Source organism: Ancylobacter mangrovi, assembly GCF_024752335.1.
In the GTDB taxonomy this organism is placed as follows: Bacteria; Pseudomonadota; Alphaproteobacteria; order Rhizobiales; family Xanthobacteraceae; genus Ancylobacter; species Ancylobacter mangrovi.
In genome coordinates this window covers 147,949-161,456 of sequence record NZ_JANTHY010000005.1, presented here as the reverse complement: position 1 = coordinate 161,456, position 13,508 = coordinate 147,949, and the positions used below count along the sequence as shown (strand labels likewise).

Sequence of the window (13,508 nt, the reverse complement as noted above, 5' to 3'; positions counted from 1 at the left end):
TTCTCCTTGGAAATGGGCGTTGCGGACGCGGAAGCGCCTCACTTGACGTCGGAGGCGACCTTCATCGAGATGATCTTGTCCGGGTTCTGCACCGGCTCGCCGCGCTTGAGCTTGTCGACGTTCTCCATGCCGGAGACGACCTGGCCGATCACCGTGTACTGGCCGTTCAGGAACGAGGCGTCGCCGAAGCAGATGAAGAACTGGGAGTTCGCGCTGTCCGGGCTCGAGGCGCGGGCCATGCCGACCGTGCCGCGCTTGAAGGGCACGTTGGAGAACTCGGCCTTGAGGTCGGGATAGCGCGAGCCGCCGGTGCCGTTGCCATACTGGCCGTCGCCGGTCTGGGCCATGAAGCCGTCGATCACGCGGTGGAACGGCACGTTGTCGTAGAAGCCCTCGCGCGCCAGCTTCTTGATGCGCTCGGCGTGCTTGGGAGCGATGTCGGTACGCAGCACGAAGATCACCGGGCCCTTGGTGGTCTGCATGATGATGGTGTTCTGCGGGTCGACATTCGGCGGCAGCTTGGGCGCCTGCGCCGCGGCCGGGAGAGCAAAGGCGCAGGCGAGAACGACGGCGGCGAAAAGGCTTCGGATCATCGGGAGAACTCCGTTGGACGCTCGTTCGGCGGCGTCCGCGTCTAGTCGGTCCGGCCGAAGCGCGCCTTCAGGCGGCTCAGCACGGCGGGCGGAACGAAGGCGGAGACGTCTCCACCCATGGCGGCGATCTGCCTGACCAGAGTGGCGGTGATGGGGCGGGCGATCGGCGAGGCCGGCAGGAACACGGTCTGGACTTCCGGGCGCAGCGTGCCGTTCATTCCCGCCATCTGCATCTCGTAGTCGAGATCGGTGCCGTCGCGCAGGCCGCGAATGAGGATGCCCGCGCCATGGCTGAGCGCCGCGTCGACCACCAGCCCGTCGAAGGTCACGCAGTCGAGCGCCGCGCCCTGCTCGGCCGCGACCGGGGCGAACACCTCGCGCAGCATGTCGAGCCGCTCGGCGGCGGCGAACAGGGGCGTCTTGCCCGGATGGACCCCGACCCCGACCACCAGCCGGTCCGCCAGGCGCGCGGCGGCCCGCGCCACCTCGACATGCCCATTGGTCGGCGGATCGAACGAGCCGGGATAGAAGGCGGTGCGCGCAGCGCTCATAGGCGGCCCCATCGGCGGTTCCGTGTGCGCGGCAAGGGTTAGACGGCTCCCGCCGCGGAAGCAAGCCGAGCGGGGCGCATGCGCTCCGTCCCCGGCCGCGCGGCTCCCTGTCCTTCAGGGGCGAGGCTCAGCGTTCGTCGCGTCCGATCCACTTGGTCACCGTCGGTGGGCGATAGGCGCGCAGCTTGTCGAGCAGTTCCGCCGGCTCGCTCGCCACCAGCAGCATGTCGCGATGCGGCCCGCGCATGAAGCCTTCCTCCACCGCATAGTCGATGAAGGAGAGCAGGCGCTCGAAATAGCCTTCGACGTTCAGCACCGCGCAGGGCTTGTCGTGGCTGCCGAGCTGGGCCCAGGTCCACACCTCGAACAACTCTTCCAGCGTGCCGACGCCGCCCGGCAGGGCGATGAAGCCGTCGGAGAGTTCCGCCATCAGCGCCTTGCGCTCGTGCATCGAGCCGACCACGCGCAGGTCCGACAGGCCCTTGTGGCCGATCTCCTTGTCGATCAGCCGCTGCGGGATGATGCCGATCACCTCGCCGCCGGCCTCGAGCGCGGCATTGGCGAGCGCGCCCATCAGGCCGACCGACGCGCCGCCATAGACGAGGCCGATGCCCTCGCGGGCCAGCGTACGGCCGAGGCTCGCCGCCGCCTCCTCATAGCCCGGACGACGGCCGGGATTGGAGCCGAGAAAGACGCACAGACGACGCATGGGATTCTCCCGGAGTGAGGACGGGGCGAGGCGGCTATTCGGCCGTATCCTCGCCGGCGATGTCCTCGCTCTCCTCCTCGCTGACCCGCTCGACCGAGACCACCTTCTCGTCCTCGGCGGTGTCGAACACGATGACGCCCTGGCTGCCGCGCCCGACGATGCGGATGCCGTTGACGGGGCAGCGGATGAGCTGCCCGCCATCGGTGACCAGCATGATCTGGTCGGTCTCCTCCACCGGGAAGGACGCCACCAGCGGGCCGTTGCGGTTGTTCACCGCCATGGCGACGATGCCCTTTCCGCCGCGCCGCGTGGTGCGGTACTCGAACGAAGAGGTGCGCTTGCCGTAGCCGTTTTCGGAGAGGGTGAGGATGAACTGCTCGGCCGCGCTCATCTGCGCGTAGCGGCTGAGGTCGAGCTCGCCGCCGCCGGCCGCGACCTCCTCGGCATCGGCATCGATGATCTCGACATCGGCCTCGCCGCTCTCCTCCGCGCCGTTCTGGCTGCGCCGGACGGCGTTGGCGCGCTTGATATATTCGGCGCGCTCCTCGGCCGTCGCCGCGACATGGCGGATGATCGCCATCGAGATCAGCCGGTCCCCGCCCTCGAGCTGGATGCCGCGCACGCCCATCGAGTCGCGCCCCTTGAAGATGCGCACCTCGGTGACGGGGAAGCGGATGCACTGACCGTTGGCGCTGGTCAGCAGGACGTCGTCGTCCTCGCCGCAGAGCTCGACGTCGGCGATCGACTCGCCCTCCTCCAGCTTCATGGCGATCTTGCCGTTCCGGTTCACATTGGTGAAATCGGAGAGCTGGTTGCGCCGCACCGAGCCGGAGGTGGCGGCGAACATGATCTGTAGCCGGCTCCAGGTCTCCTCGTCCGGTAGCGCCATGATCGAGGTGATCCGCTCGCCCTCGGTCAGCGGCAGGATGTTCACCAGCGCCTTGCCGCGGGCCTGCGGCGCGGCCACCGGCAGGCGCCATACCTTCAGCTTGTAGACCTGGCCCTTGGAGGAGAAGAACAGCACCGGCGCGTGGGTCGAGGCGACGAAGATGCGGGTGACGAAATCCTCGTCCCGCGTCTGCATGCCGGAGCGGCCCTTGCCGCCGCGCCGCTGGGCGCGATAGGTCGACAGCGGCACGCGCTTCACATAGCCCGCATGCGAGACGGTGACGACCATCTCCTCGCGGGCGATGAGGTCCTCGTCCTCGAAATCGCCGTCGGCCTCGGTGATCTCGGTCCGCCGCGGTGTGCCGAATTGGTCTTTGACTTCAACGAGCTCGCTCTTGACGATGGAGCGAATGCGCTCGCGGCTGCCGAGGATGTCGAGATAGTCGCGGATCTCCACGGCGATCTTGTCGAGCTCGTCGGCGATCTCGTCGCGGCCGAGCGCGGTGAGACGCTGCAGGCGCAGGTCGAGGATCGCGCGGGCCTGCTCGGCCGAGAGCCGGTAGGTCCCGTCCTCCGCCAGCTTGTGGCGCGGGTCGTCGATCAGCGCGATTAGCGGCGCGACGTCGTGCGCCGGCCAGTGACGGGTCATCAGCGCCTCGCGCGCCGTCGCCGGATCGGGCGAGGTGCGGATGGTGTGGATCACCTCGTCGATGTTCGCGACCGCGATGGCGAGGCCCACCAACACATGGGCGCGGTCACGCGCCTTGCGCAGCAGGAATTTAGTGCGCCGGCTAACAACATCCTCGCGAAAGGCGACGAAGGCGGTGAGCAGGTCGAGCAGCGTCATCACCGCCGGCCGGCCGCCGTTCAGCGCCACCATGTTGGCGCCGAAGGAGGTCTGCAGCGCGGTCATGCGGAACAGATTGTTGAGGACGATGTCCGCCTGCGCGTCGCGCTTGATCTCGAACACCACGCGCAGCCCCTCGCGGGAGCTCTCGTCGCGGATCTCGGCGATGCCCTCGAGGCGCTTGTCGCGCACCAGTTCGGCGATGCGCTCGATCATCGCCGCCTTGTTCACCTGATAGGGAATTTCGGTGACGATGATCGCCTCGCGATCCTTGCGCAGGGTCTCGATGCTGGTTCGCGAGCGCATCACGATCGAGCCGCGGCCGGTGAGATAGGCCTGGCGGATGCCGCTGCGCCCGAGGATCAGCGCCCCGGTCGGGAAATCGGGACCGTGGATGTAGTCCAGCAGCGCCTCGCCCTGCAGCGAGGGATCGTCGATCAGCGCCACGCAGGCGTCGATGACCTCGCCGAGATTGTGCGGCGGGATGTTGGTCGCCATGCCGACCGCGATGCCGCCGGCGCCGTTCACCAGAAGGTTCGGCAGCCGCGCGGGGAGCACGGTGGGCTCCCGCTCGCGCCCGTCATAGTTCTCGCCGAAGTCGACCGTGTCCTTGTCGAGGTCGTCGAGCAGTGTCATCGCCGGGCGGGCGAGCCGCACCTCGGTGTAGCGTTCGGCCGCGGGTGGGTCGCCGTCGATCGAGCCGAAATTGCCCTGCCCGTCCACCAGCGGCAGGCGCATCGAGAAGTCCTGCGCCAGGCGCACCAGCGCGTCGTAGATCGCCTGGTTGCCGTGCGGATGGTACTTGCCCATCGTGTCGCCGGTGACGCGGGCGGATTTGTTGTACGGGCGTTCGGGCGTGTAATTGTTCTCGCGCATCGAGAACAGGATGCGCCGGTGCACCGGTTTCAGCCCGTCGCGCACGTCCGGAAGCGCGCGCGAGACGATGACGCTCATCGCATAGTCGAGATAGCTGCGCGAGAGCTCGTCGGTGATAGAGACGGGCCGAATATCCGAAGGCTCTGCGCCCTCGGGCCTAGACGTATCGGAATCGGACAAGGAAGCGACTTTTCTCAGGTTGCATAAGGTGCCCCCTGTCTAGCCGATTCCGCTGCGAGACGCCAGCCGGACGCCTTCGCCGAGGCCCGAAATATACATTGAAAATCAATGCATTACAGACCACACTTCGCGACGCTGGGAGAACGTGGCGGAACCAAGGCCGACAGGTATCATGAAACGGCCATTCTGGGCCGCTTCCGGTGCCGGCGGCGTCGGGTGACGCCGGGTGCCCGGACCGCGACGCGCCGACCCTTCGCCGGCTCATGCGGCCGCCTGTCGGGATTCCGAAGGTGGGTGCTGGCGGGCCGAGTTCGGGCGCGGGGGCGTAAACATAGGTCGGCTAACGCAGCGCGAAAGGCGCTGGATGCGGCATGTGATCGGGCGGGGGAGCTGACTGATGCTGGACTACGTGTTCTCGGCGGCCGTCACTATGCTGGTGGTCATCGATCCGATTGGCCTCACGCCCATCTTCCTCGCCGTGACCTCCGACCTGTCGGCGACGGAGCGGCGGGCGGTGGCGGTGCGCGCTTCCGTCATTGCGCTGGCCATACTGGTGCTGTTCGGGCTCGTCGGGGCGCCGCTGCTCCACGCGCTCGGCATCACCCTGCCTGCCTTCCGGATCGCCGGCGGGCTGCTGCTGTTCACGATCTCGTTCGAGATGGTGTTCGCCCGCCGCAGCGAGCGCAAGTTCGAGGCCGCCGAGGCGGCGATGCGCGAGCAGCACCTGCGCATGATCGCCGTGTTCCCGCTCGCCATCCCGCTCATGGCGGGGCCGGGCGCCATCACCGCCATGCTGCTGCTGTCGGGCGAGGCACATGGCGAGGCCTCCCGCCTCGCCGCGCTGTTCGCCATCACGCTCGCAGTGCTGGCGAGCTGCCTGCTGGTGTTCCTGATTGCGGACCGGATGAACCGCCTGCTCGGCGTCACCGGCAACGCCATCCTCTCGCGCCTGCTTGGCGTGGTACTCGCCGCCCTCGCCGTGCAGTTCGTGATCGACGGCATCAAGGCCACGTTCATGCCGTGACCCGCCCGCGTGTCGCGGCGACACGGCTGCCGAACGCGCCCCCGAAGCATTGGGCGCCTGCGCCAGAACGTGAACGAGTTCGCCGGCTTCAGCCCGCCGAAGAGCGTGCGAGGCCTCGCCCGCTGGCGGCACGGTACGGCATGCCGATAGGTACCCGGAAGTTCGCGCTGCGGCACCCAGATCACGTAGGGCGGCAGGAAGTAGATCAGCCCGAACGGCCAAACCTGCGCATCTGGTGGATTCGGGACGAGCCGGCCACCCCGGTCACCATCAGAGCGCCGCACCACACCCGGCCAGCGCCGCGGCGGGCCGCACGCGGTGGCCTTAGGCCCGCCGAACTGCGCCACGCCGAGGCCGAGGTCGGCAAGGGCCGAAAAGGCGTGAATCCGGATCGGCAGGGAAGCCTAGAGAAGCGGCGCCAGGTTCATCCCGTGCCGCTCGGTCGCCGGTCCCGGCGTCCACCATCGGGCGCTCCGCACGGGAAGGCAGCCGGGCGGTTTACACGCTGCCGCCTCGCCGGCCTCATCCCGCCGGTCCGGCTGGACCATCGAGCCCCACGGGCGGGCCCCCGTGCGAGCAGACGCCCATTGCGGCAAAGGCTCAGTGCGGAACAAGGCCCAATAGTGCGGCACAAGGCTCAGAACGGGATTTCGTCGTCGAGATCGCCGCCGCCGCCCGAGCCGCCGCCGCCGATGGGGGCCGGCTTGCGCTCGCCGCCGAAGGAGCGTCCGCCGGAACCGCCGCTACCGCCACCGAAGCTGCCGGACGAGCCGAAATCGCTGCCGCCGGAGCCGTAATCCTCGCCTTCCGAGGAGCCGCCGCTGCCGCGGCTGTCGAGAATGGTCAATTCGCCGCGGAACGGGCGCAGCACCACCTCGGTGAAATAGCGCTCGCCGCCGGACTGGTCGGTCGCCTTGCGGGTCTCGAGCTGGCCCTCGACATAGACCTTCGAACCCTTGCGCAGATACTGCTCGGCAACGCGCAGCAGGTTCTCGTTGAAGATGACGACGCTGTGCCACTCCGTGCGCTCGCGGCGCTCGCCCGACGCCTTGTCGCGCCAGGTCTCCGAGGTGGCGAGGCGCAGATTGCACACCCGGCCGCCGTTCTGGAACGTACGCACTTCCGGATCGCGGCCGAGATTGCCGACCAGGATCACCTTGTTGACGCTGCCCGCCATCCTATCCTCCGCATCCGGACGCCGTGCCGGCGTCCTCCCGTCAAAGACCCGATCTTATAGCCAACCACGCCGGGCACGGCGCGGCACACGGCATGCTTGTCCACTATATTGGCACGCTCGCGGCACCGCGCCGGCCGTTCGTAGCGTGCCCATGTAAATTGTTCTTGTTATGTTCCTAGCATTGTGGCCTGATGGGCGCAAGCATGCGACTCGTGCAATTGCAGCCGCCGGAAGGGCCACTATGTTAAGGACACGTCAACCGAGACGCTTATCGAGCTTGTGATGCCATGACCGATCCGCGCAATCGCCGCCGTGCCGCCCGCGCTATCGCCCTGCGCGCCGAGGATGCCCGCCAGATGATGATCCGCCGGGCGCTCCTCGCCGTGTCGGGCGGCCTCATCGCCGCGCTGGGCTGCGCGGCGATCGCCCTCAAGGGCGCCGGCATCGCCTTCTGATCCCCGGCCGGCGGGCATTCGTGCCTGCGAGGCCGGAAGGGAATGCGATAGCCGGGCCGACATTCCGGCCTGATCCGCGCCGCCGGCTTGCCCAGCGTGCGGTGTCGGGTACGGAACAGATGTGAAGATCGGCCCGGCCGAGGGCCCGCATGAAGAGACATCAATGAAGGACCGCGTGGATCCCTCGCCGCGCCGCGATGCCCGTTCGATCACGATCCGGGGCGCTCGTGAGCACAATCTGAAGAATGTCGATCTGGAGATCCCGCGCGACAGCCTTGTCGTGTTCACCGGCCTGTCGGGGTCGGGCAAGTCCTCGCTCGCCTTCGACACCATCTATGCCGAAGGCCAGCGCCGCTATGTCGAGAGCCTCTCGGCCTATGCCCGCCAGTTCCTGGAGATGATGCAGAAGCCGGACGTCGACCAGATCGACGGCCTGTCCCCGGCCATCTCCATCGAGCAGAAGACGACGTCGAAGAACCCGCGCTCGACGGTCGGCACCGTAACCGAGATCTACGACTATATGCGCCTGCTCTGGGCGCGCGTCGGCGTGCCCTATTCGCCGGCGACCGGCCTGCCGATCGAGAGCCAGACCGTCAGCCAGATGGTCGACCGGGTCCTCGCCCTGCCCGAGCGCACGCGGCTCTACCTGCTGGCGCCGGTGGTGCGCGGGCGCAAGGGCGAATACCGCAAGGAGCTGGCCGATTTCCAGAAGAAGGGCTTCCAGCGGGTCAAGATCGACGGCGACTTCCACGAGATCGCCGAGGCGCCGGCGCTCGACAAGAAGTTCAAGCACGACATCGACGTTGTGGTGGACCGCCTCGTGGTGCGCGCCGACATGGCGAGCCGCCTCGCCGACAGCTTCGAGACCGCACTCGGCCTCGCCGACGGCATCGCCGTGATCGAATTCGCCGACGAGGCGGATGAGAGCGGCGCGGCGCGGCGCATCATCTTCTCGGAGAAGTTCGCCTGCCCGGTCTCCGGCTTCACCATTCCCGAGATCGAGCCGCGGCTGTTCTCCTTCAACAACCCGTTCGGCGCCTGCCCGGTTTGCGACGGCCTCGGCCATGAGAGCAAGATCGACCCCGAGCTCGTGGTGCCGGACCGCTCGCGCTCGCTGAAGCAGGGGGCGCTGGCGCCCTGGGCCAAGTCCTCCTCGCCCTATTACGGCCAGACGCTGGACGCACTCGCCCGCCATTACGGCTTCAAGCTGACCACGCCGTGGGAAGACCTGCCTGCCAAGGCGCAGGAGATCATCCTCTACGGCTCGGGCGGCGAGACGGTCCGCTTCGTCTATGACGACGGCATGCGCGCCTACGAGACCTCGAAGACCTTCGAGGGCATCATCACCAATCTCGAGCGGCGCTGGCGCGAGACCGAGAGCGACTGGGCGCGCGAGGAGATCGGCAAATACTTCTCCGCCGTGCCCTGTGCCGCCTGCCACGGTTACCGGCTCAAGCCCGAGGCGCTGGCGGTGAAGATCGCCGGCCGGCACATCGGCGAGGCGGCGGTGCTTTCCGTGCGCGCGGCGCTGGAATGGTTCACCGCCCTGCCCGGCCAGCTCACCGACAAGCAGAACGAGATCGCGGTGCGCATCCTCAAGGAGATCCGCGAGCGCCTCGCCTTCCTGCTCGATGTGGGGCTGGACTATCTCACCCTCGCCCGCGCCTCAGGCACGCTGTCGGGCGGCGAGAGCCAGCGCATCCGCCTCGCCTCGCAGATCGGCTCCGGCCTGACCGGCGTGCTCTATGTGTTGGACGAGCCCTCCATCGGCCTGCACCAGCGCGACAATGAGCGCCTGCTCGGCACGCTGAAGAGGCTGCGCGACCTCGGCAACACCGTCGTCGTGGTCGAGCATGACGAGGACGCCATCCTCGCCGCCGACCATGTGGTCGATGTCGGCCCGGGCGCGGGCGTGCATGGCGGGCGCATCGTCGCCCAGGGCACGCCTTCGGACATCCTCGCCAGCCCGCACTCGCTCACCGGCAAGTACCTCACCGGCGCGCTGTCGGTGCCGGTGCCGCGGCGGCGCAAGCCGAACGCGAAGCGCCTGCTCCGGGTCGTCGGCGCGCGCGGCAACAATCTGAAGGACGTGACCGCCGAGATCCCGCTCGGCCTGTTCACCGCCGTCACCGGGGTATCCGGCGGGGGCAAGTCGACCCTGCTCGTGGACACGCTCTACAAGGCGGTGGCGCGGCGCCTCAACGGGGCCTCCGAACCGCCCGCCCCGCACGACCGGCTGGAGGGGCTGGAGCACCTCGACAAGGTGATCGACATCGACCAGTCGCCGATCGGGCGCACGCCGCGCTCCAACCCGGCGACCTATACCGGCGCCTTCACCCCGATCCGCGAATGGTTCGCCGGCCTACCGGAGGCGAAGGCGCGCGGCTATGGGCCGGGACGCTTCTCCTTCAACGTGAAGGGCGGGCGCTGCGAGGCGTGCCAGGGCGACGGCGTCATCAAGATCGAGATGCACTTCCTGCCCGACGTCTACGTCACCTGCGACGTCTGCAAGGGCAAGCGCTACAACCGCGAAACGCTCGAGGTCACATTCAAGAACAAGTCGATCGCCGACGTTCTCGACATGACGGTCGAGGAAGGCGCGGCCTTCTTCAAGGCGGTGCCGGCGGTGCGCGAGAAGCTGGAGACGCTCTCGCGCGTCGGCCTCGACTACATCAAGGTCGGGCAGCAGGCGAACACGCTGTCGGGCGGCGAGGCGCAGCGGGTGAAGCTCTCCAAGGAGCTCTCGCGCCGGGCCACCGGGCGCACGCTCTACATCCTCGACGAGCCGACCACGGGGCTGCACTTCCACGACGTCGCCAAGCTGCTCGAGGTGCTGCACGAGCTGGTCGAGCAGGGCAATACGGTGGTGGTGATCGAGCACAATCTCGAGGTCATCAAGACCGCGGACTGGGTGATCGATCTCGGCCCGGAAGGCGGCGACGGCGGCGGCGAGATCGTCGCGGCGGGCCCGCCGGAGACGATCGCGAAGAACGAGCGCAGCCACACCGGCCATTTCCTCGCCGAGGTGCTGGCACGCCGGCCCATGAAGCCCCGCAGCGCGGCGGAATAGCGCGGTTCGGGAGCCTCCCTTGGGGCGGGTCCCCGGACGGCTTCGCGCGCCCGGCGGGCAGGCTCAGGCGGACTGGTGGATGCGCACCACGTTCACGGTCGCCGCGATCAGCACGATGGTGGCGCCGAACTGGTGGGCGAGCGCGATATCGATCGGCACCTGGTTGATCAGCGTGACGATGCCGAGGAACGCCTGCGTGCACACCAGCGCCAGGATCAGCAGGGCGCGCTTCGCCACCGCGCCGTGCACCCGCCGCGCGCTGAGCCAGTTGCCGATCGCCAGCGCCAGCAGCAGGTAGGCCACCAGCCGGTGGTCGAACTGCACGGTGAGGACGTTCTCGAAGAAATTGCGCCAGGCGGGCTGCAGCAGAAGCAGGTTCTGCACCGGCGGCACCATGTGGCCGTCCATCAGCGGCCAGGTCGTGTAGGTGAGCCCGGCATCGAGGCCGGCGACCAGCCCGCCGAGGAAGATCTGAAGCACCACGATGCCCAGCAGCAGCCGCGAATAGCCGCGTAGCCATTGCGGCACGGCCTGCCGCGCGGCGAGCGGCTTCAGAGACACCGCGACCGCCACCGTCGCGGCGAGGATCAGGCAGGCGAGCGTGAGATGGGTCGCGAGCCGGTACTGGCTGACCTCGACCCGGTTGACGAGGCCGGAGGCCACCATCCACCAGCCGACCGCCCCCTGCAGCCCGCCGAGCACGAACAGCCCGCCGAGCTTCACGCCGAGCGCCCGGTCGATCAGCCCGCGCCAGAGGAAGAACAGGAACGGCAGCAGGAAGACGAAGCCGATCAGCCGGCCGAGCAGGCGATGACCCCACTCCCACCAGAAGATGTATTTGAACTGCTCGAGGCTCATGCCCCGGTTGATCTGCTGGTATTGCGGGATCTGGCGGTACTTCTCGAACTCGGACTGCCAGGCCTCCTCGCTCAGCGGCGGCAGCGCTCCCGTCACCGGCTGCCATTCGGTGATGGAGAGGCCGGATTCGGTCAGGCGCGTGGCGCCGCCCACCACCACCATCAGCACGATCATGGCGGCGACCGCGTAGAGCCACAGCCGCACCGGCTTCATCCGGTCGGCGGGCGTGGCGGCGACGTCGGCAATCGCGCCCGTCGTCGCGGCGTGGTCGAGGGCCATGGCTGCGCTCCCTGATTGCGCGGAGTTCCGCTCCGACCCTCAGCCCCACGGGTCGCCACGGGCCGGGCGGCTTCCGCCGCGGCGAGGCGAGCGATATAGAGGCAGGCGCGCGGGCGCAACGGGTCTTTTTGTCCCGCGCCACCTTGTGACCAAGCGGGAGCCGGACCATGAGCAATGCCCCTGTCGGCCTGTCGCCGCGCCTGCGCAAATTCGTCGGCACGGTGCTGATGCTGGTGCTGGTGCTCGTCTGGGCGCTGGGCGCGATGGCGCTGGCGCAGGGCCGCGTCACGCAGCTTCCCGGCTACCTGCAGTTCGTCGCCTATGTCGTGCTGGGCTTCGGCTGGGTGTTTCCCGCCGGCCTTCTCATCCGCTGGATGCTGAAGCACGACCGGCGGCAGGAAACGCTCTGAGGCGCGAAAAGCCTCAGGCCGCCTCGCACAAGGCGGGGTTCTCGGCGACCTCCGCGAAGGTCACCATGGCGATCTCGGCGAAGCCAAGGTCGGCGAGGCCGTCGAAGGCGCGCACGGCTTCCGTCGCCGGGCCGCCGGGCTGTGTGACGAGGATCAGGGTCGGCTTCAGCGCCGCGATGCCCTGCGCGCCGTCGCAGCCGCCGAGCGGAGGGGCGGCCACCACGACATGATCGTAGGTCTGCACCAGCGCGCCGAGGATCAGCGCCAGCCGGTCGGCGCCGATCAGCCCGTCCGCCTCCCGCGCGCCGCGCCCGGGCGGGATGACATGGCAGCGCGAGGCGTTCTCGCGATGGATCGCGTCGGAAAAGCTCGCCACACCAAATAGCAGGTCGGTCAGTCCCGGCGCGCGCGGGTCCTCGGTCAGCGATTCGAGCGGCGTGGCGGCGACGTCGAGGCAGACGATGACCACCCGCCGCTCCGCGCCCGCCAGCGAGCGGCCGAGCGCCAATGCGCAGCGGGCGATCCCCTCGTCCGGCGTCGGCCCGGTCACCACGACCAGCCGGGCCGCCTCCCCGCGCAGCTCGATCAGCCGCGACAGGTCGGCCAGTTCGCCGTCGCGCGAGAGGCGGCGGCGCGGCACCAGAAAATCGTCGTCGGGATAGTCGCCGGCCATCTCGCCGCCGATCCACGGCAAATGCTGCGTCTCGCCCTGCGGGGCGGTCTGCGGCAGGTGTGTCGGCTCGGGCGGCGGCACCGCGCGCTCGCGCCGGCGCAGCAGCCGGCGAAGGCCGAGGCTCGCCCCAAATCCGGCAAAGCCCAGCCCCAGTGCGACGGTGAAGGGCGCGGGCGTCGCGGGCTCGGAGGCCGGCACCGCGCTCGCGGCCAGCCGGGCCGCGGTCGAGATCGGGCCGTTCGGGTCCATGTTGAAGGCCGCCTTCTCCCTGCGCAGCCGGAGATAGGCGGCGGCGAAGGCATTGGCGATGTCCGCCGACAGGCGCGGATCGGCCGAGGTGAAGCGGATCGCGGTCTGGCCGTCGGCGAGTGCGCGCACGTCGAGCCCCGACTCGATCGCTTCCAGCGCGCGCGATTCCCGCGAGGCGCCCGCCTCGCCGAGGCCGATCGCCCCTGCCAGACGCTCGCCCGCGGCATCGGGTGCCAGCCGGGCGGCGAGATCCTTGTCGTCGAGAAGCTGGCGGGCGAATTCGCGCGAGCCGATGATCTGCGCCTGACTGCCCGAGGTGCCGCTCGAGCGGCCCTCAGCGGAGATGCGCGCCTCGGAGGTGTAGCGCGGTGCGACGAGCTGGCTCGCCACGCCGGCGACGAGAAGACCCGCGAGCGCGGGCACCAGCAGATGGCGGCGCGCGAAGGCGATGCCGGGACGCAGCCCGCCGCGCACCGCGTTGCCCGTCGCCGAACCGTCGCGAGGCGACCGGCGAGCGTCGTGCGCTCCCTCCGGCGACGCGATGTCCTGTGCGATCGTGCGCTCGTCCAACATGGCCTTATTAGGCGGCCATTGTGGTTTCTAGGGCGTTAAGGAAGGTGCCCCTGGCCGAACCGCCGAAACGGCGGAGGGCCGCGGCGCCGGCCGCTC

11 protein-coding genes are annotated in these 13,508 nt (G+C 69.1%); 4 read left to right on the top strand and 7 right to left on the bottom strand.

The window, feature by feature from the left end:
* Positions 1–38: 38 nt before the first annotated feature.
* The 4 genes from NVS83_RS14115 to gyrA form a co-directional block, all read right to left on the bottom strand.
* On the bottom strand, positions 39–593 hold the full coding sequence (locus NVS83_RS14115) for a peptidylprolyl isomerase (RefSeq protein WP_258739897.1): 555 nt from the start codon (positions 591–593) through the stop codon (positions 39–41).
* Between the two features lie 41 nt (positions 594–634).
* Positions 635–1,144, bottom strand: a complete 510-nt coding sequence (gene coaD, locus NVS83_RS14110) for a pantetheine-phosphate adenylyltransferase (protein WP_258734129.1) — start codon at positions 1,142–1,144, stop codon at positions 635–637.
* Between the two features lie 127 nt (positions 1,145–1,271).
* Entirely contained in the window at positions 1,272–1,853 is a 582-nt protein-coding gene (locus NVS83_RS14105; RefSeq protein WP_258739896.1) for an LOG family protein, read from the bottom strand.
* Between the two features lie 34 nt (positions 1,854–1,887).
* Positions 1,888–4,644: a DNA gyrase subunit A gene (gene gyrA, locus NVS83_RS14100; RefSeq protein ID WP_258739895.1), complete on the bottom strand. Its 2,757-nt coding sequence runs from the start codon at positions 4,642–4,644 to the stop codon at positions 1,888–1,890.
* Between the two features lie 397 nt (positions 4,645–5,041).
* Between gyrA and NVS83_RS14095 the strand changes: the two genes are divergently transcribed.
* Positions 5,042–5,668: a MarC family protein gene (locus NVS83_RS14095; RefSeq protein WP_258739894.1), complete on the top strand. Its 627-nt coding sequence runs from the start codon at positions 5,042–5,044 to the stop codon at positions 5,666–5,668.
* Between the two features lie 637 nt (positions 5,669–6,305).
* Here the strand turns inward: NVS83_RS14095 and ssb are convergent.
* Positions 6,306–6,845 (bottom strand): single-stranded DNA-binding protein, encoded by a 540-nt coding sequence (gene ssb / locus NVS83_RS14090; RefSeq protein WP_258739893.1) that lies wholly within the window; start codon positions 6,843–6,845, stop codon positions 6,306–6,308.
* A 287-nt stretch (positions 6,846–7,132) separates the two neighbouring features.
* Between ssb and NVS83_RS14085 the strand changes: the two genes are divergently transcribed.
* Together NVS83_RS14085 and uvrA are read left to right on the top strand one after the other, a co-directional pair.
* Positions 7,133–7,300: a hypothetical protein gene (locus NVS83_RS14085; protein WP_258734134.1), complete on the top strand. Its 168-nt coding sequence runs from the start codon at positions 7,133–7,135 to the stop codon at positions 7,298–7,300.
* 163 nt (positions 7,301–7,463) lie between these two features.
* Positions 7,464–10,370, top strand: coding sequence for an excinuclease ABC subunit UvrA (uvrA, locus tag NVS83_RS14080; protein WP_258739892.1), 2,907 nt, complete (start codon positions 7,464–7,466; stop codon positions 10,368–10,370).
* A 63-nt stretch (positions 10,371–10,433) separates the two neighbouring features.
* Here the strand turns inward: uvrA and NVS83_RS14075 are convergent, their stop codons facing one another.
* Positions 10,434–11,507, bottom strand: a complete 1,074-nt coding sequence (locus tag NVS83_RS14075; RefSeq protein WP_258739891.1) for a COX15/CtaA family protein — start codon at positions 11,505–11,507, stop codon at positions 10,434–10,436.
* Positions 11,508–11,674: 167 nt separating this feature from the next.
* Here NVS83_RS14075 and NVS83_RS14070 point away from each other — a divergent pair, with 167 nt between their 5' ends.
* Positions 11,675–11,917: a DUF2842 domain-containing protein gene (locus NVS83_RS14070; protein WP_258734137.1), complete on the top strand. Its 243-nt coding sequence runs from the start codon at positions 11,675–11,677 to the stop codon at positions 11,915–11,917.
* 13 nt (positions 11,918–11,930) lie between these two features.
* On the opposite strand, the gene NVS83_RS14065 is transcribed toward NVS83_RS14070, so the two are convergent.
* Entirely contained in the window at positions 11,931–13,412 is a 1,482-nt protein-coding gene (locus NVS83_RS14065; protein ID WP_258739890.1) for a lipopolysaccharide biosynthesis protein, read from the bottom strand.
* Positions 13,413–13,508 lie beyond the last annotated feature (96 nt).

Excerpts from the sequence above, each read along its gene's own strand:
- uvrA (WP_258739892.1), top strand. The coding sequence starts at position 7,464 with ATGAAGGACCGCGTGGATCCCTCGCCGCGCCGCGATGCCCGTTCGATC.
- coaD (WP_258734129.1), bottom strand. The coding sequence starts at position 1,144 with ATGAGCGCTGCGCGCACCGCCTTCTATCCCGGCTCGTTCGATCCGCCG.
- NVS83_RS14075 (WP_258739891.1), bottom strand. The coding sequence starts at position 11,507 with ATGGCCCTCGACCACGCCGCGACGACGGGCGCGATTGCCGACGTCGCC.
- ssb (WP_258739893.1), bottom strand. The coding sequence starts at position 6,845 with ATGGCGGGCAGCGTCAACAAGGTGATCCTGGTCGGCAATCTCGGCCGC.
- NVS83_RS14065 (WP_258739890.1), bottom strand. The coding sequence starts at position 13,412 with ATGTTGGACGAGCGCACGATCGCACAGGACATCGCGTCGCCGGAGGGA.
- NVS83_RS14105 (WP_258739896.1), bottom strand. The coding sequence starts at position 1,853 with ATGCGTCGTCTGTGCGTCTTTCTCGGCTCCAATCCCGGCCGTCGTCCG.
- NVS83_RS14115 (WP_258739897.1), bottom strand. The coding sequence starts at position 593 with ATGATCCGAAGCCTTTTCGCCGCCGTCGTTCTCGCCTGCGCCTTTGCT.
- NVS83_RS14085 (WP_258734134.1), top strand. The coding sequence starts at position 7,133 with ATGACCGATCCGCGCAATCGCCGCCGTGCCGCCCGCGCTATCGCCCTG.
- NVS83_RS14070 (WP_258734137.1), top strand. The coding sequence starts at position 11,675 with ATGAGCAATGCCCCTGTCGGCCTGTCGCCGCGCCTGCGCAAATTCGTC.
- NVS83_RS14095 (WP_258739894.1), top strand. The coding sequence starts at position 5,042 with ATGCTGGACTACGTGTTCTCGGCGGCCGTCACTATGCTGGTGGTCATC.